The 21,086-nt window shown below is 39.4% G+C and carries 16 protein-coding genes; 9 read left to right on the top strand and 7 right to left on the bottom strand.

The window, feature by feature from the left end:
- Position 1: 1 nt before the first annotated feature.
- The 3 genes from HWV01_RS05465 to HWV01_RS05455 all read right to left on the bottom strand — a co-directional run bounded on the left by HWV01_RS05465 (position 2) and on the right by HWV01_RS05455 (position 3,888).
- Positions 2-1,186 (bottom strand): amino acid ABC transporter permease, encoded by a 1,185-nt coding sequence (locus HWV01_RS05465; RefSeq protein ID WP_211674452.1) that lies wholly within the window; start codon positions 1,184-1,186, stop codon positions 2-4.
- 101 nt (positions 1,187-1,287) lie between these two features.
- Positions 1,288-2,301, bottom strand: a complete 1,014-nt coding sequence (locus HWV01_RS05460; protein ID WP_211674451.1) for an amino acid ABC transporter substrate-binding protein — start codon at positions 2,299-2,301, stop codon at positions 1,288-1,290.
- Positions 2,302-3,168: 867 nt separating this feature from the next.
- A complete protein-coding gene (locus HWV01_RS05455; RefSeq protein ID WP_067040724.1) occupies positions 3,169-3,888 on the bottom strand; it encodes an SDR family oxidoreductase in 720 nt (239 codons plus the stop codon).
- Between the two features lie 199 nt (positions 3,889-4,087).
- Here HWV01_RS05455 and HWV01_RS05450 point away from each other — a divergent pair, with 199 nt between their 5' ends.
- From HWV01_RS05450 to glpC, 4 genes are all read left to right on the top strand, one after another.
- A complete protein-coding gene (locus HWV01_RS05450; RefSeq protein ID WP_211674450.1) occupies positions 4,088-5,017 on the top strand; it encodes a LysR family transcriptional regulator in 930 nt (309 codons plus the stop codon).
- A gap of 168 nt (positions 5,018-5,185) precedes the next feature.
- On the top strand, positions 5,186-6,829 hold the full coding sequence (gene glpA / locus HWV01_RS05445) for an anaerobic glycerol-3-phosphate dehydrogenase subunit A (protein WP_211674449.1): 1,644 nt from the start codon (positions 5,186-5,188) through the stop codon (positions 6,827-6,829).
- Positions 6,819-8,162, top strand: coding sequence for a glycerol-3-phosphate dehydrogenase subunit GlpB (glpB, locus tag HWV01_RS05440; protein ID WP_211674448.1), 1,344 nt, complete (start codon positions 6,819-6,821; stop codon positions 8,160-8,162). The genes glpA and glpB overlap by 11 nt, the downstream gene beginning before the upstream one ends.
- Before the next feature lie 12 nt (positions 8,163-8,174).
- Entirely contained in the window at positions 8,175-9,383 is a 1,209-nt protein-coding gene (gene glpC / locus HWV01_RS05435; protein ID WP_211674447.1) for an anaerobic glycerol-3-phosphate dehydrogenase subunit GlpC, read from the top strand.
- A 433-nt stretch (positions 9,384-9,816) separates the two neighbouring features.
- Here the strand turns inward: glpC and dbpA are convergent, their stop codons facing one another.
- Both dbpA and HWV01_RS05425 read right to left on the bottom strand, forming a co-directional pair.
- Positions 9,817-11,211 carry an ATP-dependent RNA helicase DbpA gene (gene dbpA / locus HWV01_RS05430; protein WP_211674446.1) on the bottom strand — a complete coding sequence of 465 codons (1,395 nt, stop codon included), beginning with the start codon at positions 11,209-11,211 and terminating at the stop codon, positions 9,817-9,819.
- Positions 11,212-11,346: 135 nt separating this feature from the next.
- Positions 11,347-11,553, bottom strand: a complete 207-nt coding sequence (locus HWV01_RS05425) for a cold-shock protein (protein ID WP_211674445.1) — start codon at positions 11,551-11,553, stop codon at positions 11,347-11,349.
- Between the two features lie 317 nt (positions 11,554-11,870).
- Between HWV01_RS05425 and HWV01_RS05420 the strand changes: the two genes are divergently transcribed.
- The 3 genes from HWV01_RS05420 (at position 11,871) to fusA (ending at position 16,319) form a co-directional block, all read left to right on the top strand.
- Positions 11,871-13,217 carry a DEAD/DEAH box helicase gene (locus HWV01_RS05420; protein WP_211674444.1) on the top strand — a complete coding sequence of 449 codons (1,347 nt, stop codon included), beginning with the start codon at positions 11,871-11,873 and terminating at the stop codon, positions 13,215-13,217.
- A gap of 261 nt (positions 13,218-13,478) precedes the next feature.
- Positions 13,479-13,994, top strand: coding sequence for a DUF3087 family protein (locus HWV01_RS05415; RefSeq protein WP_211674443.1), 516 nt, complete (start codon positions 13,479-13,481; stop codon positions 13,992-13,994).
- 237 nt (positions 13,995-14,231) lie between these two features.
- Complete coding sequence (fusA, locus tag HWV01_RS05410) at positions 14,232-16,319, top strand: elongation factor G (RefSeq protein ID WP_211674442.1); 2,088 nt, start codon at positions 14,232-14,234, stop codon at positions 16,317-16,319.
- A 268-nt stretch (positions 16,320-16,587) separates the two neighbouring features.
- Here fusA and HWV01_RS05405 read toward each other — a convergent pair whose 3' ends face one another.
- A complete protein-coding gene (locus HWV01_RS05405) occupies positions 16,588-17,727 on the bottom strand; it encodes a cupin domain-containing protein (protein WP_211674441.1) in 1,140 nt (379 codons plus the stop codon).
- Between the two features lie 309 nt (positions 17,728-18,036).
- Here HWV01_RS05405 and HWV01_RS05400 point away from each other — a divergent pair, with 309 nt between their 5' ends.
- The gene (locus HWV01_RS05400) at positions 18,037-18,693 is read left to right on the top strand and encodes a hypothetical protein (RefSeq protein WP_211674440.1); all 657 of its coding nucleotides are present in this window, start codon (positions 18,037-18,039) and stop codon (positions 18,691-18,693) included.
- Between the two features lie 425 nt (positions 18,694-19,118).
- Positions 19,119-20,045 (top strand): patatin family protein, encoded by a 927-nt coding sequence (locus HWV01_RS05395; RefSeq protein WP_211674439.1) that lies wholly within the window; start codon positions 19,119-19,121, stop codon positions 20,043-20,045.
- 102 nt (positions 20,046-20,147) lie between these two features.
- Here the strand turns inward: HWV01_RS05395 and HWV01_RS05390 are convergent, their stop codons facing one another.
- On the bottom strand, positions 20,148-20,897 hold the full coding sequence (locus HWV01_RS05390; RefSeq protein ID WP_211674438.1) for a hypothetical protein: 750 nt from the start codon (positions 20,895-20,897) through the stop codon (positions 20,148-20,150).
- Between the last annotated feature and the right edge of the window lie 189 nt (positions 20,898-21,086).

Here is a 21,086-nt window from a genome sequence, read left to right as displayed (position 1 = left end):
ATTATCTTCCTTTAATTTCCATTCTTGCATTAACCCAATTCAACAGCAGTGATATAACAATACTGAAAACAAGATACACGGCCATCGTCATTAAAATGATCTCAATAGCCTGCCCAACTTGGTTAAGCGTCGTCCCCGAGAACAAGGTAACAATTTCCGGATAACCAATTGCAGTTGCCAGTGATGAGTTTTTCACTAGGTTAAGATATTGATTAATAACAGGGGGAATGATCACGCGTAATGCTTGCGGTAAAATAACTTTACGTAAGATCACATACTCTTTTAAACCCAACGATTTGGCTGCTTCTTTTTGCCCTTGGGGTACAGATTCAATCCCCGCACGCACTGCTTCTGCAATATAAGTAGCAGTATAGATACTTAACGCAAAAATCAGCGCCAGTAACTCCGGAATAATCGTGACACCACCTTTAAAGTTAAAGCCTTTCAATGCCGGATATTCAGCGCTGATTGGTTGTCCAGCAAGGAAAAACATTAACAATGGCGCACCGATCAACATGCTAATGCTGACCTTAATAACAGGAAATTCTTCACCCGTTAAATCATGTCGCTTATTCGCCCATTTAGACAAAAATACGACACTGATACAAGCAAGTACAAACGCCACTAATATAGAGAAACTACCAGATTCGAAAATAGGGTCTGGAATAATCAAACCACGATTATTGATAAAAATAGAGTCGAAATAAGAAATACTTTGACGCGGACTTGGTAGCGTAGCAAGTACCACGTTATACCAAAACAATATCTGTAATAAGATAGGAATATTACGGAATGTTTCAATGTAAACCAACGACAGTTTAGCAATTAAATAGTTTGATGATAGACGACCAATACCAACCATTAAGCCAATAATTGAAGCTAAAACAATACCAATAACACCCACTAGGATTGTATTTAATAAACCAACAATAAATACATCTAAAAAAGTCGAGGTTGTATCATCATAGTGAATAAGCGATTGACTGATACCAAAACCAGCTGTTTCACTTAAGAACGAAAAACCTGTGGTAATACCCCTTTTTGCTACATTATCAAACATGTTGTTAACGAAGTAAAAAATGCATAAAATCACAACAGCCAAAGAAATAACTTGGAAAATAATCGCGCGATTTTTGGGGCTGTTAAATAAACCATTGGAGGTCGGGGCGAGCTTTGAATTATTCATAACAAAATAAACCTTTTAAAAAGGGGGCCAGGCCCCCGATATACCAAGGTCACTTCAGCATATGCGTGCTGATAAGATGATGAAGTGACTAAGGTATTAATTTATCGAATTGGCATTGCGTACATTAAACCGCCTTTATTCCATAAATTATTGATGCCGCGATCAATGTTAAGAGGTGAATTTTTACCTACATTATTCTCGAACATTTCTTCATAGTTACCAACTTGCTTAACAATTTGATAAGCCCAATCTGCTTTAAGCCCTAAGTTTTCACCCGCTTTACCTGATACACCTAATAGGCGTTTCACAGATGGATTAGCTGATTTTAATTGCTTATCAACATTGCTTGCTGTTACACCTAGTTCTTCTGCTTCTAGTGTTGCAAACATGGTCCAGCGCACGACGTTAAACCATTCATCATCACCCTGGCGAACAACAGGGCCTAAAGGTTCTTTAGAAATGATCTCTGGTAATACGACTGCTGATTTAGGATTGTCTAATTTGATTTTTAAACCGTATAACTGAGAGGCGTCAGATGTAACTGCGTCACAACGGCCTTTTTTGAATGCATCAATTGTTTGACCTGATGTATCAAATGTAACGGCTTTATATTCCATGTTGTTTGATTTGAAATAATCGGTTAGGTTAAGTTCAGTTGTTGTACCGGCTTGGATACAAAAAGATGCTCCGTCGAGTTGTTTCGCAGATGTTACACCAAGTTCTTTTTTAACTAAGAAACCTTGACCATCATAATAGTTAACCCCCGCAAAGTTTAAGCCAAGTGAAGTATCACGCGTTGCAGTCCAAGTCGATGAACGTGCTAACACATCAATTTCACCACTTTGTAATGCAGTGAAACGCTCTTTCGCAGTCAGTGGAATAAATTTCACTTTCGATGCATCACCTAATACGGCGGCGGCAACTGAACGACAAAAGTCAACATCGATACCTTTCCAAACACCTTTTGAATCAGTCGCTGAAAAGCCTGGAATCCCTGTCGATACACCACAGTTCAATACGCCTTTTTTCATCACCTTATCTAATGTAGCAGCATTAACTAAATTCGGTAATGTTGATGCTAGACCTAGTATTAAAGCTATTTTTGTAACCTTCATATTAATTTCCTTGTCTATTTTTATTATTGTAAATATCAGTCTGAAGAAGCTAATCGCCACTTGAAAGTGTTATTTTCTTTGATTCGGGAACACAAAATAATCATAAGGGAATTTTTATACAACATCTACGAGGTAACAATCGATTAACAAAAGCATTAACAACTATTTGACCGCGATCACAGATTTAACACTTAATTAACACGATAGTGGTTATTTAAGGTGAATAATACTTTATGGATATTCACATTAAGGCTTTTATCCATATTTAATTCAATAATGGCAAGTAATATGCTTTAAAGGTTAACAACAATTTAACATGATGGTTTTATATCGGCACCGTAGGTAATCACCCTGTTCATAAGCCCTCTCAAGTATTAAAGTCACTTTTAACGTCGTTCGTATATAGAATTAATTTAAACATGTATAAATGTAACAATACTGACAAGCCAAGCCTTATCTAGCCCTCTCGATTACAATGACAATCTTATCGTCCGTGTTAAATGGTTGATAAGATCTGTGACTCTCCTCCGATGAGCATCAGCAATATTCTGTTGCATAGCTCACACAATAGAACAATGGTAATGACTAACACAGCCGATACGTCAGTTAAGTCAGTATTAACTATAGGTCTTAAACACGAAAAGTGAGCGGGAAGCGTATGATGAGATTGCAGAGTATCGATTTAATGTTGATCGGTCAGGATAATGTAAAGTTTATACCAATTGTACTGTTCCTTTCATCTTAGCTAAACAAGGTCATCACCAAGCATGAAATAAGTGCGAATAATCCATTTATTCGTTGTGAAACGGGTTATTCGCACTTTTAAAATCTAGCACCACTCAAACAAATAGCGATAATAGGTGTTTATTAAGGTTCTTGACGTGTGCTTGCTAATACGATTTCACGGATACATACGTCTTGTGGTTGTGCATAAGCAAATTCAATTGAACGTGCAACATCATCAGGGGCAAGAATATTACCCATTGTTGATTTCCACTCTTCGTAGCCTGCTTTAATGTCTTCTGAAGTTGTATGTGATAACAATTCAGTTTCAACAGCACCTGGAGCGATAGTAATTACACGCACATCAGATGTTGCCACTTCTTCACGAACATTTTCAGTAATAGCGTGTACCGCAAATTTAGTACCACAATAAGCGGCATGCGCACCGAATGTTTTACGACCAGCAACTGAACTAATGTTAATAATAGTACCAGTGTTACGGGCTTTCATTGGCGCAAGTACTGCTTGCATGCCGTTTAATAATGCAATCACATTAATATCGAACATGGTTTTGAATTCTTCAGCTGGTTGGGTATCGATTTGACCTAATAACATCATGCCAGCATTGTTAATCAATAGATCTGTTGGACCGTATAACGCTTCTGCTTTAGCAAGTGCAGCGTGGAATTCGGCGTGAACAGTTAAGTCTACTTTTTCACATAAACAGTTTGGTAAATCTAGCGCTTCTAGTTTTTCAACACGACGAGCAACTAATAATAACGGGTGACCAGCGGCGCTTAAACGCTTCGCTGTAGCTTCACCAATACCTGAACTTGCACCTGTGATCACGACTAACTTTTTCATCATATACTCTCTATTTTTGATTATATTCATACCCAAAAACGTATCTCTCAATGTTAGATCTAAGCGCTTCTAAGTGGATGAAAGAGAGTATATAGATATGATTATTGTTGATATATACACAATAAAGAACATAACTGTTACGTATTAAGCTACAATAATAAAAGTTTACTTTTATTCACTTAATCAATACAGGCATAGCATGCAAAGTAATTCTTCTCTTGCCGACATCCGCGCTTTTGTAACTATTGCTGAACAAGGAAGCTTTACCAAAGCCGCTGAAGTTCTACAGTCATCTCGCGCCCATGTATCCCGTCAACTCGCACAGCTAGAGCAACAGTTAGGTGTGCAATTGATTATTCGCACAACTCGAGCACAGCGCCTTACTCCTGTTGGCGAACAATTCTTCCAGCAATGCCTTAACTCGCTGCAAACGATTAACCAAGCCGTGATCGCAGCCAAAGATGATACAGAACAATTAAAAGGCAGCATTTGTATTAACTGTGTTGGCGGAGTGATTGGCGAGGATATCTTAACGAACATTATCAGCGAGTTTAATTTACAGTACCCCGATATTGAAGTTGAGCTCGACTTTAGTAGCCCTCGTGTAGATTTGATTGCAGAAGCTTTTGATTTGGTCGTGCGCATGGGGGAGTTAGAAGATTCAGGCTTGGTCGCTAGAAAGCTCACAGACATTAAAGTGCAGGTATTAGCCAGTCCTGATTACCTTGCCAAGCACACAGTTATAACTCATCCAAAAAATTTAGAACAACATAACTGCTTAACCGGTAGTATCAAGCGCTGGCGCTTCCATCAAAAATCACGTCAACACAATAATGCGCCAATACACGAAGTAGAGATACACGCGAAGGGTAACTTTAGTTGTAAGAGTGGTCGTGCATTAATTAACGCCGCTAAGAATGGTAATGGTATTGTGCGATTACCCAAGCTGTATTGCGACACTGAAATTAAGGAAAATACCTTAGCCCCTGCTTTAATATCAGCATCGCATGAAGAACAATGGCACTCACCGAATGTACCGCTGTTTCTGCTGTATCATCGCAATCGTTATCAACCCGCTAGATTAAAAGTATTAATTGATTTTATTTGCCAACACTTTAATCAATTTTAAAACCTGACAATAACAGGGCATTAGTCGTAATAGAACAGCTTTACGTATAAATGTTCGAATAAGAACCTTAAACCATTCATTCGAACATTGATGATTAAGATCAATTCATCAACAATTATATTAGTCATACTTATAAATAGTTAATTGACATGAATATATGGATGAATCATGGGAAAGATAACCCGTTTCAATACCGAAGTATTGATCATTGGTGGTGGCGCGACTGGCACCAGTATTATGCGCGATTGCGCATTACGTGGCATAACATGCATATTGCTTGATAAAGGTGATATCGCCTCAGGTACAACAGGCCGTAATCATGGTTTATTACATTCCGGCGCGCGTTATGCAGTCACAGACAGCGAGTCAGCACGAGAATGTATTCAAGAAAACAAGATCCTCAAAGCTATCGCTAGTCACTGTATCGAAGACTCTAGCGGGTTATTTATTACCTTACCAGAAGATGATCTAGATTTTCAACTTACCTTCATTGACGCATGCAGTAGCGCTGGTATCGACACACAAAGACTCACCCCACAACAAGCTATCGACCTTGAACCGAATGTAAACCGAAGTCTACTCGGCGCAGTCAAAGTCCCTGATGGCACCCTTGACCCATTCCGTTTATGTGCATCGAATGTATTAGATGCAAAAATCCATGGTGCAAAACTGCTTACCTATTCGATGGTAAAATCCTTAATCCGTATTGGCGATCGGATCATTGGCGCAAAATGTATTAATACTCGTACCAATGAACGGTTTGAAGTATACGCCCAAGAAGTTGTCAATGCTGCGGGAATTTGGGGTAAAAACATTTGCCACTACGCAGAACTAAACGTGCAAATGTTACCGGCTAAAGGATCGTTATTAGTATTCGAACACCGTATTAATGATCTAGTTATCAACCGTTGCCGTAAACCTGCCGATGCCGATATTTTAGTGCCCGGTGATTCAATTTCGTTAATTGGCACCACTTCCGAAGAAATTGATTACAAAGATATCGACGCCCTCAAAACCAGTGAGAGAGAAGTTAATATCTTAATTGAAGAAGGAGCAAAACTGGCACCAATACTCGCACAAACCCGAGTTTTACGGGCTTATGCTGGTGTTCGTCCTCTCGTTGATGTGGGGGGGGGTGATGGCCGAAGCATCAGTCGCGGTATCGTATTATTAGATCATGAACAACGCGATGGTTTAGCCGGATTTAACAGTATTCTTGGTGGTAAGTTAATGACCAGTCGCTTAATGGCTGAAATGACCACCGATCTTATTGCCAGCAAACTAGGAAATACCAGCGGTTGTACAACCCATTTACAGTCACTACCCGGTTCTGTTGTTAATAAAAAGAGTAAACCTCAAAAAACAGTCTTCACAACCAAAGCAGCCACTCACCGTCACGGTGAAAATGCAGTTGCCACATTTGACCAAAGCACCAAAGGTAAATCCATTGTCTGTGAGTGTGAAATGGTGTCTGTTGGTGAGATTGAATACGCCATCAAACAACTCGATGTCACCAACTTAGTCGATTTAAGAAGACGTACCCGCCTCGGGATGGGGTCGTGTCAGGGTGAACTGTGTACCTATCGTGCTTCCAGCCTATTTTGTGATTTTGCCAACTGTAGCGGTCATGAATCAAGTAAATTATTAATGCAGTTTTTTGAAGAACGCTGGAAAGGCATTAAGCCGGTTTTATTTGGTGATGCACTACGAGAAGCCGAGTTTACCTATTGGCTGTATGAAGGACTTTTCGGCGCAACAGACATTAACAAGCTAGGCGAAAAACAAGAAGATAAGGAATATTATGAAGTTTGATAGCATCATTATTGGCGGTGGTATTGCGGGCTATACCGCGGGGTTACGCAGCCTCGAAGCTGGATTAAAAACAGCTATCATTTCAAATGGTCAAAGCGCCCTGCACTTTTCATCAGGCTCTATCGACCTACTTTCGCATACGCCAACGGGCAAGGCCATTCGTAATCCGGCAGCGATATTTGACAAGTTTACCGATGAATTTCCTAGCCATCCTTATAGTAAGGTAGGTAAAAACACCGTATTTGAATCGCTTGAATGGTATAAAAACTTGCTCACCAACGCTGGAATTTCATTACTGCAGCAAGACAATGGTGACAATCATCTGCGTATCACCCCACTAGGCACCTTAAAATCGACCTGGTTATCGCAACCTTATGTGCAGCAGCTACCAATGCGCCTAACGGAACATACCATCACGCGAATTGTAGTCGTGCAAATTAATGATTTCCGCGATTTCAATGCCAAAATGATGACGGATAATTTGATCCAAACACCTGAATTTAAAGACGTGGAAATAAGTAATACCAGCATTTCGATTGATGGATTCTCAGGACTGAAACGTAATGCTTGTGAACTGCGTTCGATTGATATTGCCCGAATCTTAAGTAACGAAAGTGAGATTGAAGCGTTAGCAACTAAGCTAAAGGCTATCGCAACATCTAATGACTTGGTGATCATCCCCGCAATTACAGGTAATGGTATGGGGCTGTCTGTCCTTAACAAATTACACGCATTAACCAATCTGACGTTTCATGAAGTACCGACTATGCCACCTTCAATGTTGGGGATCCGCCTTGAAGAAACCATGATTGATTTATTCATCAAGCGTGGCGGCATGCTGTTAAAAGGCGATCAAGTCACCCATGGTGATATGGCAGAAGATAACGACATGTTAACCCTTAAGCGCATTTACACCCGTAACTTAGAAACTATGCCATTAACCGCAGACAACTATATTTTCGCATCTGGTAGCTTTTTTAATAAAGGGTTAATTGCTCACCATGACAAATTGCAGGAGCCTGTATTTAACTTAGACATGAATAGCATTGAAGCACGCAGTACCTGGTACAACCCACAATTTTTTGCGGCCAATTCACAGCCATTTTTATCCCTCGGCATTAAAACAAACCAAGCATTTAACCCCATGCTAAAAGGCAAAATAATCAATAATCTATTTTGTGCAGGTTCGAATTTAGGTGGCTACGATCCTATCGCCGAAGGCTGTGGCAGCGGTGTCGCGATCAGTACTGCTTATCACGCCGTAAATCAGTTATTACAACAACGTAGCGTAAATGCTCATTCACAACAACCAATCAGCAACAGCTTGGCATAAGGGGATAACACAATGAATTTAGCATCAACACGTTTTGAAAAATGCATCAAGTGTACTATTTGCACCGTATATTGCCCTGTTGCCAAAGCCAATCCAAATTATCCAGGGCCAAAAGAATCGGGCCCAGATGGTGAGCGATTAAGAATAAAAAGCCCAGAATATTATGATGAAGCATTAAAGCTTTGCACTAACTGTAAGCGCTGTGAAACGGCTTGTCCGTCCAACGTCAATGTCGGTGATATTATTGCGGTGGCACGCGGCAAGTTTGAGAAGAAAAAACTTAATCCAAAATTAATGCGTGATTACATTTTAAGTCACACAGATTTATTCGGTACATTATCGACACCTGTCGCACCCTTGGTAAACAAGATCACAGATTCGAAAATTATCAAAACCATCATGGATAAAACAGTGGCGATTGATAAGCACAAATCCTTACCTAAATATTCATTTGGTTCGTTTAGGCATTGGTATAAAAAACAAGCCAATACACAAATCCAGTTTGAACGCCAGATCAGCTATTTCCACGGCTGTTATGTTAACTACAACAATCCGCAGCTTGGCAAAGATTTAGTTAAAGTATTAAATGCCATGAATATCGGCGTCAAATTATTGAAGAAAGAAAAATGCTGTGGTGTGCCGCTGATCGCCAATGGCTTTCATGACAAAGCTCGTAAAAATGCAGAATTTAATGTTAAACACATGACCGAAGCTGTCGAGCAGTTTAATACCCCTATTCTATCAACATCATCAACTTGCTCGTTGACCTTAAAACAAGAATTCCCGCATGTATTAAAAGTCGATAACAGCAAGATTTCCAATAAACTTGAATTCATCACGCCATTTTTATTACGCGAATTTATGAATGGCAATATGCCAGAATTAAAACCCGTAAATAAAACTATTGTCTACCATACACCCTGTCATTTAGAGCGCAGTGGTTTGGCTATATTCACTATCGAACTGTTACGCACTATTCCCGGCTTAAATGTCATTGTACTGAACAGTGAATGTTGTGGGTCTGCCGGTACTTATGGTTTTAAGAAAGAAAACTATGAGGTGTCGATGAAGATAGGTAAAGGTTTGTTTGAACAGATTAAACAGGCGAATGCTGACTTTGCGATTACCGATTGTGAGACCTGTAAATGGCAAATTGAAGAGAACAGTAATTTAGAAACTATCCACCCTGTCAGTTTATTAGCACAGTGCTTACCTGAATAGTCATTAAAAGGGCGTCTTTGTTAAATAGGCGTCCAATAATTATCGTATAAAATACTTTCCCAAACCGTCAGCGTCACTCTCAAAACCCCAAGAAATGATTATATAACCTTCTAACTTAGCACGTAAAACCCATTATATTTTCTAATCCAAACAATGAAAAATCTTTGCTATAAATATAATTACACAGCGTTATAATACACTTGAAACAGAGGGTGGAAAGCTAATTAGATATGATATCTCCCCACCTTATACTCTTAGATAAACTAATCAGAAAGGTGATTATCATGGCAACACAAACTATCAGAAAAGTAATAGCAAAAATTTTGGCTGCTTATCGGCGTTCATTTGTAGAATTGTACAATCTCGATAATAAATTATGATGATAATATCTGTCAATAACGAAGCAAAGCGTTATTGACAGATACATTAACGATTAATCGTTAAATGAACGTACAATCCAAGCGCGGAACGTACGGCCTTTCAGTTTACCTTTACCAATTTTCTGTACCGCAGCTTTAGCCACTTTAGTGTCAACAGCAACATACGCACAGTGATCAAACAGTTGAATTTTACCAACTAGCTTACCATCAATACCGTCTTTACCTGTTAACGCACCTAAAATATCACCCGCACGTACTTTCTGCTTTTTACCACCATCAATACGGATACATTCCATCGGAGGTGTCATTGGTGATTCATTTAAGACACTTTCTGGTGGTAGGGCTTCTGCCGTAATCATACCAAAACGATCTTCTAATAACGCAACTTGATATGCTTCTTTATCATCAAATATAGTACAAGCAATACCTTTACTACCCGCACGACCAGTACGGCCAATACGGTGAACGTGTACTTCACTGTCATGCGCAACTTGGAAGTTAATCACAGCATCTAGAGAGTCAATATCCAGACCACGTGATGCAACGTCAGTCGCTACCATGATAGAAATACTCTTATTAGAAAAACGCACTAACGCTTGGTCGCGATCACGTTGTTCTAAATCACCGTGCAGTGCAATGATACTAAAGCCAAAATGGCCTAATTCATCAGCAACATCTTGCACATCTTTCTTGGTATTACAGAAAATAACCGTTGATTCAGGTTTGTGCTGTAGTAATAATCCGCGAACCGTATCTAAACGTTCACCAAAGTTTTTCACTTTGTAGAAATGCTGTTTGATTGAGCTATCGTCATGCGTCGCTGCAACTTCAACCATTTCAGGGTTGTTCATTATTTTCGATGCAATCGCTTGGATTTTTTTCGGGAAAGTAGCACTGAATAATAATGTTTGACGATCACTTGGTGCTTTTTCGACAATTGCGTCAAGTGCATCTTGGAAACCCATTTCTAGCATTCGATCCGCTTCATCCAGCACAAATGTTGTTAGATTATCTAATCGTAACGTGCCTTTGTTTAAGTGATCTAATACACGACCTGGTGTACCAACAATAATATGTGCTCCATGTTCTAATGAACCGATTTGTGGGCCAAATGGCATACCACCACACAGCGTTAATACTTTAATGTTGTGAATAGCACGTGCCAGTTTACGAATTTCTTTCGCAACTTGGTCTGCTAACTCACGTGTAGGACAAAGCACTAACGTTTGAATACGGAAACGTTCAACGTCTAAACGCTGAAGTAAACCTAAACCAAAAGCAGCTGTTTTACCTGAACCAGTTTTACCTTGGCCAATTACATCTTTACCTTCAAGAATACTCGGTAAGCTTTGTGCTTGGATAGGTGTCATTTCGGCATAACCGAGAGTATCCAGATTAGAGACAAGCTCTGGACGTAAATTTAGAGAAGAGAAATTAGTTTGGCTCACAGTACATACCTTAAATGAATAGGAGATAAAACAAAAAGGGCAAGCTCCGAAGAACATGCCCTTTATACTTAAACTTTTTGATTTATCATCAATCCATTTAAGTTAACAATCTTAGTGACTATTAATTCAAAAGAATTAAAGTACTACGATGTTTTCTGCTTGAGGACCTTTTTGGCCGTCAACAACAGTGAATTCAACTTTTTGGTTTTCAAGAAGAGTACGGAAACCGTCGCTCTTGATAGCGCTGAAATGTGCGAACACATCAGGGCCGTTTTCTTGTTGAATGAAACCGAAACCTTTAGTTTCGTTGAACCATTTTACTGTACCAGTAATTGTAGACATAATAGAATCCTATTTATCAGAGTAATTTAATTGGCATAAAGCCGGTGTTGCTGGAAGTGTTACTACTTACTTATGATCAAACAGGACGAGGTACTAAAAAAAACTTCGAAATGGAATTCATTCATAAAACTAACCTTAAAGCTGCTGCGAATTATATAGACTTAAAATTTGCTGTCAACAAAGTTATTTACCATTGCGCTATAGATAGCAATAATTATCTAGTTTGCACTTAGACAGTCTATCATGTACCCTGCAGCACCGCTGTTATACTAAGCACAATCCATTAAATAGCAACCATCTAGATAAAGAGACACTATATGAGTTTTACCGACCTCGGTTTATCCGCACCAATCCTAAAGGCTGTAGCAGAAAAAGGCTACGACACACCATCGGCAATTCAGGCGCAAGCAATACCAGCTGTACTGTCAGGTAGGGATGTAATGGCTGCGGCACAAACAGGGACAGGTAAAACAGCTGGTTTTACTCTACCTATTTTAGAAAAGTTAAGCCAAGGCCCACGTCCACGTGCCAATCAAGCACGTACATTAATCTTAACGCCGACACGTGAACTCGCAGCACAGATTGCAGAAAACGTTGAAGTATATAGCAAGCATTTACGTTTAACTTCGACAGTGGTATTTGGTGGCGTTAAAATTAACCCACAAATGGCGCGTTTACGTCGTGGTGTAGATATCTTAGTAGCAACGCCTGGCCGTTTATTAGATTTATATAATCAAAACGCTATTCGCTTTCACCAATTAGAAATTTTGGTATTAGATGAAGCCGATCGCATGCTTGATATGGGTTTCTTACGTGATATCCGTAAAGTCCTTGCGGTGCTACCACAAAAACGTCAAAACTTATTATTCTCAGCAACCTTTTCAGATGACATCCGCCAACTTGCTAAAGGCTTAATCAACGATCCAGTTGAAATTTCAGTGACGCCGCGTAATGCAGCTGCTAAATCGGTTGAACAATGGATGCACCCAGTTGATAAGAAGAAAAAACCACTTCTTCTAACACACCTAATTAAAGAAAACGACTGGAAGCAAGTGTTGGTATTTACTAAAACTAAGCACGGCGCGAACAAGTTAACCAAACACCTAGAAGAGCAAGGTATTAATGCTGCAGCTATTCACGGTAACAAGAGCCAGAGTGCACGAACTAAAGCACTAGCGAACTTCAAATCAGGTGAAGTAAGAGCACTTATTGCGACTGATATTGCCGCTCGTGGTATCGATATCGAGCAACTACCACAAGTAGTTAACTTCGATTTACCAAACGTACCAGAAGATTATGTTCACCGTATCGGTCGTACTGGTCGTGCTGGCGCTGAAGGTACTGCAATCTCATTAGTTTGTCATGACGAAATTAAAGAGCTTGTAGCGATTGAACAATTAACGCAGAAGCACCTTGAGCGTGTTGTTGTAGACGGTTTTGCACCAATGGATTCATTCCCGACTACACCGGGTATTCGTCCACCAAAAGCGAAAAAGCCAAAGAGAGATCATCAAGATGGTCAACGTTCAGGTGAAAATTCACGTGGTCACAAGCCGGCAAGTAAGAACCGTCGTCACACCGGCCCACGCAGTGAAGTAAATCCATCAGCAAATAAAGGCAACCGTCGTCGTCCTGCTGGCTCTGCAAACGATAGCGCGAAATAATTGCAGCTAACATGATTTATTTATAGTGACTTAGCTATTATTTTACAGTGGCTTATCAATAAATAATCGTATTGCACATTGTCTTTAATCACAAGGCAATGTGCTTCTTTAAGAATCCTTTAACACGCCAAGTTTGACACCCCCCAATTCAATCGACTCGCAATTTTTTTACATTTATTTAATCATTTGTCCTTAGTTAATATTATTATTTACGCCCGTATTTGCTAGAATATTCACTCTTCATTAAAGAGCGAAAAGTAAATGAAATTACAACAAATAGACAAAATTCGTTACCGTAAACACTTAAACATGGCGAGTATTGTCGCGACAGCGGTGTTAATCGTGTTTGCATTATTTTATGGCCAAGTGTTAATCCATTTTTTTGGCGGCGCTGACGAGAACAATTTTAAACTAAATTTAGCTGGCGTAATTCTGGGGGTGATTAGCTTGTTGGTAGCATTCAGGTTTATCCGCCTTCATCCCTATTTAATTGAAGTCATGTATGTCTGGGATCTAAAACAAGCAAACAATAAAATTTACCGCAAACTTCACCATATAAAAACGGCATTAAGGGACAGTAACAACACCAATATCGATGCTATCACCATCCTAAATTACTATTACACGGCATCGAAGCAACAATACCATTTAGACAACAATACATTAACGATGGAAAGTTTAATCGCCGACATAGCAATATTAGATAACCTCATAGCAGAAAATAATTTAACTATTACCCTTGATGACTACAATTCAAGCTTATTAAAACAGTTTTAAATCATATATAGGCAGTATATAAAAAACAGGCTCGGCTAAAATTGCGCCTTTTTTTAGAATATAAACCCAACTATTTTGCCTGAAATCCGATTTTTATAGCCTTAATGTAAATTAATTATATCGAAATGGAAAAAAACACCGTAAATGCATCTTATAGCCCCCTATCTCTTTTTTGTTCTCAAAAAAACGTGATATACTCCGCGCGAATCTTTAAATAAATAAATTATAGAGAACATAATGGCAGATTTATCTAAATACAGAAATATCGGTATCTTCGCTCACGTTGATGCTGGTAAAACAACAACAACTGAACGTATCCTAAAACTTACTGGTCAGATCCACAAAACTGGTGAAGTTCATGACGGTGAATCAACTACAGATTTCATGGAACAGGAAGCTGAGCGCGGTATTACTATTCAGTCAGCAGCTGTAACTTGCTTCTGGGATAATCACCGTTTTAACGTTATCGATACTCCTGGACACGTTGACTTCACAGTAGAAGTTTACCGTTCACTTAAAGTACTTGATGGCGGTATCGGTGTTTTCTGTGGTTCTGGTGGTGTTGAACCGCAATCAGAAACTAACTGGCGTTATGCGAATGACTCAGAAGTTGCTCGTATCATCTTCGTAAACAAATTAGACCGTATGGGTGCTGATTTTTACCGTGTTGTTAAGCAAACTCAAGACGTACTAGATGCTAACCCACTAGTTATGGTTCTACCAATCGGTATCGAAGATGATTTCGTTGGTGTTGTTGACCTTCTTACTCGTCAAGCATATGTTTGGGATGAAACTGGTCTTCCAGAAAACTACGAAATTCAAGATGTTCCTGCGGACATGGCTGACAAAGTAGAAGAATACCGTGAAATGCTAATCGAAACTGCTGTAGAGCAAGACGATGACCTAATGGAAGCTTACATGGAAGGTACTGAACCTTCTATCGAAGAAATCAAACGTTGTATCCGTAAAGGTACACGTACAATGGACTTCTTCCCAACTTACTGTGGTTCAGCATTCAAGAACAAAGGTATGCAACTAATTCTTGATGCTGTTGTTGATTACCTACCTAGCCCAACTGATGTTGATCCTCAACCGCTTACGGATGAAGAAGGCGAAGCAACAGGTAAATTTGCACTTGTTTCAACTGATGAAACTTTTAAAGCGTTAGCATTTAAAATTTCAGATGACCGTTTTGGTGCACTTACTTTCGTTCGTATCTACTCAGGTACATTGAAAAAAGGTGATACGATCCTTAACGCTGCAACAGGTAAAACTGAGCGTGTTGGTCGTATGTGTGAAATGCAAGCTGACGATCGTAACGAATTAACTAGCGCTCAAGCTGGTGACATCATTGCAATCGTAGGTATGAAAGGTAACGTTCAAACTGGTCACACTTTATGTGATCCGAAAGATCCTATCATTCTAGAAGCAATGGTATTCCCTGAACCAGTAATCTCTATCTCTGTAACACCTAAAGATAAAGGTTCTACTGAGAAAATGGGTATTGCGATCGGTAAAATGGTTGCTGAAGATCCAACATTCAAAGTTGAAACTGACCAAGATTCAGGTGAAACAATCCTTTCAGGTATGGGTGAACTTCACCTAGACATTAAGGTTGATATCCTTAAGCGTACATACGGCGTTGATCTAGTTGTTGGTGCTCCTCAGGTTGCTTACCGTGAAACTATTACGCAAGCGATTGAAGATAGCTACACGCATAAGAAACAATCTGGTGGTAGTGGTCAATTCGGTAAAATCGATTACCGTATCAAGCCAGGTGAACCAGGTTCAGGTTTCGTTTTCACAGCATCAGTTGTTGGTGGTAACGTTCCTAAAGAATTCTTCCCAGCTGTTGAGAAAGGCTTCAAGAGCTTGATGGACACTGGTGTTCTAGCTGGCTTCCCAGTACTAGACGTTGAAATCGAACTATTCGATGGTGGCTTCCACGCAGTGGATTCATCAGCAGTAGCATTCGAACTTGCTGCACGTGGTGCATTCCGTCAGTCTATCCCTAAAGCGGGTGCTCAGCTGATTGAACCTATCATGAAAGTTGACGTATTCACGCCAGACGATCATGTTGGTGACGTAATTGGTGATCTTAACCGTCGTCGTGGTATGATCGCAGGTCAAGAAGCTGGTAATACTGGTGTTCGTATTAAAGCTGACGTACCTCTTTCAGAAATGTTTGGTTACATCGGTTCACTACGTACTATGACATCTGGTCGTGGTCAGTTCTCTATGGAGTTCTCACACTACAACCCTTGTCCAGCTAACGTAGCTGAAGGCGTTATCGCTAAAGTTAAAGAAGAGAACGCTAAAAAATAAGTAATTATTTTTAGTTAATCTTCCTAACCCCAGTTATGCAAATAACTGGGGTTATTTTTTTCCTGAAAAACAGTGAACGCCCTGCTACCCGATTCCAGCTTAGCCGATAATATTTAACCTCTTTTTTTTCTTATCTTATCTTTTCTTATCCTCTACTCTGCTAGCTTTACTATTACTGCCAAATTACAGACAAAAAAAAGCACCAAGACCATCAAGCCTTAGTGCTATTTATTGTGCTTATTAACTTAACCTAACAGAGTATTAACCGTTACTCGAAGTGCCAGTAACCTAAGTTAACCCATTCAATCAACAGTTGACCAAATACTTTATCTTCCATTAATACTTCAAGTTCTTTTGCTGACTGCTCAGTAGTGTTACATAACGTCTGTACACTTGCAGCAATGCTTGCGTCAAAGTCATAACGCTCACCATCAATAAAGCAACTCGTTGGCATTTCAGGGAAGTATAATGTCTTCAATCCATTCACTTTACGTAAGTAAGATTCCATGCCAATTTCATCTACTACAATCGCGTAATCTGCAATGTAACCACCTTCAGGTGCTACTAAATCTAATTCGTGCGCAGATTCACTGTAATGACGGCCAAGGAAATCATGCATAACGCTTTTATCAGCCATTAACGATGTCATGATATCTGTTAAACCTTGCACTTCACCAGATTCGATAGAACCATGCTGTGCACGTGGTTGTAACTTAGGATCGCTATAACGAACAAACTCTTTGTCCTGTTGTAATAGGTAATCACCAAAGTCATTTAACAGTTCTTTCTGGTCTTGTGCACGGAAACCAACAGAGTAGTTAATCGCTTCGCCAACAGCATAACCTTCATGCGGTGCATAAGGTGGGATATATAAAATATCACCTGGTTCTAATACCGTATCAATAACGGCATCAAACGCTTCACAATGCTTCAACGCGCCGTTTGCAGCAAACTCTTGAGGATTCATATCCTGAGCGCCAACACGCCAGTGACGCTTTCCTAGACCTTGAATGATGAATACACAGTAACGATCGATATGCGGACCTACACCACCTGTATCTGTGCTATAAGAAACCATCAGATCATCAAAGCGCCAGCTAGGAATAAAATTAAAGGTATTTGCTAATTCAGCGGAAGGATCATGCCAGTGATTAATCGCTTGTACTAAGATAGCGGCGCCCGGTGCTTCCATACGCTCAAAGTCAGTAAACGGACCGCATTTAGCTTCCCACTTACCATCTTCACGTGAAACCATACGTGACGTAATCTCTTCTTCCATCGCTAAACCAGCAATTTCATCCGGGCTGATTGGATCGATAAAATCCTTGAATCCCGCTTTAATTAACAGTGGTTTTTTCTGCCAATAATTTTCCATGAAATCAGCAATATCAAGATTTAATTTATACATAGTCAACCCGCATTCAATAATCGAAGTAATAGAGCGCGTATCATAGGTATTTTATCGATAATAGCAAGTCCCCGTTCATCTACAGTCGCCATTTTAATTTTATTACTGGCTTATTTGAGGCGCGAATTTTACAACAAGATCCTGATCGCTTAACACTAAAAGCATATGAGCCCAGCATTATCATTTAGCAAAGCATAGCCTTACTTTTACTTACACACCCATTTCTTGTTAAATTTAATTATATGGTATATTACATACATCTCCGTCACACGAGATAACATTGAATAATCAAAAATATCAGAAGGATATATGTCAGGAAATAAATTCTACAATAGCTTAAACAATTACTCATCAAAACTATCTAAGTCACAACAGCGTCACACGATTGACAAATTAGACATTACAGATACAAACGGATTTTGTTCCGACTTAGCCATCATTTGGTTGAAGGAGCAATTAACTCATCGTTTTTATCAAAGAACGCAATTTCCCCGGCTAGCGCATAAAAATGTCGTGAACAGTAAAAGAGCTGCTCGGGTTACGGGGATAGCTAATTTATTGCAGAAGACATCACGCCAACAACCTGACTACACAGGCCCTCAACAAATGGCAATACTGGCTCGACTCGTGAACTTACAGTCTAAGCCTCTCTTTGCCTGGAGGGGCGCTACATTTTCGTCGCTGGCTGGCTACTTACAGCGTTCATCGAATATGGAATTAAGAAAATTTGGTATTCTTGTATCTTTCCCGGTCGGTGACTCCGCCCATTGCATAGCCTTTTATTATGATCAGGGGACATTAACATTTTACGATGCCAATGCTGGCTCCTACTTAATAACTGGTAAGCTAAATGAAACAAACAATATCTCGAATTTCATTTCAAATTATAAGTCGGTATGTCTGCCTAAAAAGTGGCCAAGTGCAAAAATTGGCGATAGACTAACCACAACCTTAATACATACCTAACAGGTTATATTTTAATAACAGCGTTATAACCTCTATCGCGCGTTGCTCCAAAGCCTGAACCACCAATTTTGTATATCTGAGTTCACATTCATTCTAATCTCCGTTAATAAGTCAGGATTTACCGGTCTCACTTTCAAACTGAATAATCTCCTGCTGACCAGAAGAGTTACTGGTCACACTCCAATTCAGAACTTATTATCTACACTCACAAATTATCGGTAGCTAACCTTGTCCTTTTTTAGATATATAATGTCTCTAACTCGAAAGTCACATAAGAAAACATTCTGTAGTATTAGCTTATTGAAGGTCATTTATTGTGGCTGAAATAGCATAACGCCCTCGATGTAATTACTTATCTAAACAAATAATTCGTGTATTGTCGCGTGTTTTTACGAGCCTTGAACAGGATGACTTTAGGAGTTTTAATGCCAGGTAAGCACCACTACTATTCAGCAATTCGTTCCCAAGAAAACCGAGATTACAGTATTAATAAATCCAATTCCATTGCGCTTGTTGTCGAAGGTGGCGGTCAAAAAGGTATTTTCACTGCGGGGGTGCTAGATGCTTTTCTTAAAGAAAAATTTAATCCGTTTTCATTATTAATTGGTACATCGGCAGGCGCATTAAATCTTGCCTCCTATATTTGTGGACAATATCGACACGCCTATCGTGTGATTACAGAAGCCACAATGCATAAAGACTTCTTTAACATGCGCTCTTTTTTATTCGATCATAAAGGTATGGATCTTGATTGGTTGATTGAACAAACAAAAACAAAGATACCGCTTGATTGGAACCGTGGTGATGAAAACATGAAAAACCGTGAAGTGTTAGTAGCGGCGACTCAAGCAGATAATAACCAGGTGGATTATTTTGACTTATTTGGGGCTGGCTGGGAGCTGGCATTAAAAGCAAGTTGTTCTATTCCAGGCATTTATAATACGCCTGCCACACTCAATAAATATCACTGGTTAGATGGTGGTGTGCAGGCGCCAATACCTTTAGAAGAGGTACATAGACGAGGCTATAAGCATATTGTTGTGATTAGAACTGCTCCGCCAGAGGTCAAAAGTGAACATAAATTTTTAGCTAAGTTAACACCGTATATTAAAAATTCAAAAACCAAAGAGATAGTGAATAACTTAATCGATCATGAAGAATCGTATATCAGAGCTCAGATGTTTTTAGAGAGTCCACCAGAAGATGTTTCCATATACGAACTGCATCCAACTCAGTTATTAAAATCAAAATTGATTGGTAGCAAAAAGACATCGCTTGATTATGATTATCAACAAGGACTTGATTGTGGTCGGCAATTTTTACAATCTTACCAAGGGATTGATATGTACTAATTATGTAGAAGGCTGAGGGCTAAATACAGCGAAGCGAACGGCTCGGTATACCCAAGCTACTTCAAGATGCTTGGGTATATATTTAAGTCCTACAGGATTGGCTTAGTACTCGGATACATAGACATCGGGAAAATAGACAGCCCTGACCAACTGAGATTTAATTTCATCATTCAACAATACATGGAGCTCATACATTATATTGATAATACCACCTCGCAAGTCATTCACTTTTTCAGCAAGTTCTACACATGATAAATCTTGAACTGAGCATTTAGGATTGATAGCGTCCTCATTATACTGAGCCAATTGTGCTTGGAACAGCTCCCAAGATTTCTTACTACTATCTAGTTCTTTGCCGCCAGATAATATTGGAACCCACAATTTCATTTTGTCTTCTAAAGAAACAGGGCTTCCTTGAGCGTCTTCTAACTTGTTTTCATTCTCAGCATTGTAGCATTCAGCTTTAAGCAATAAATATGATGCTAAAGATGCGAATAGTTTCGCAATACATGCGTAGTACGCTTCAGTATCGGCGTTGTTAATAGATGCATCACGGTATTCCAGTGCTGATTCAAACTCACCTTGATAATCACTTACATTGATAATGCCAGCACCGCTGATGTAGACCTTGCTATCCATCGTATTTTCGACAAATGGTACCGTATATCCCCAATCTCGCGTATCTGAAACTAAACGCTTAAACGGATATTTATTCTGCTCGAACCACTGCTCGATGATTTTATTTTTCAGGCCATCAGTCAACTCTCGATTTGAATGGTCACTGTACTTCACCAGATCGAAAATGAGCTTTTTCGCTTGTTTCTCTGCAATGTTCGCTCTTACTTTTAACACTAACAACTCCTTCAATGCTGTTTAACGCCTTATTGCTGACGTGCACCGTGGTATTTTTGGGTATTTAATCATAAACATTGTTGTCTTTGTTTAATTTAAAAACCAGATAACAGATACTAAAAAGCCCCGCGGATATTATATAAATAATTTCTGCGGGGCTGATTAACAAACGTTAATAAGGTGTTGCTA

Source organism: Moritella sp. 5 (genome assembly GCF_018219455.1).
Classification (GTDB): Bacteria; Pseudomonadota; Gammaproteobacteria; order Enterobacterales; family Moritellaceae; genus Moritella.
Note: the sequence above shows the minus strand (reverse complement) of the source record. Positions and strands in the feature narration are given on the sequence as shown.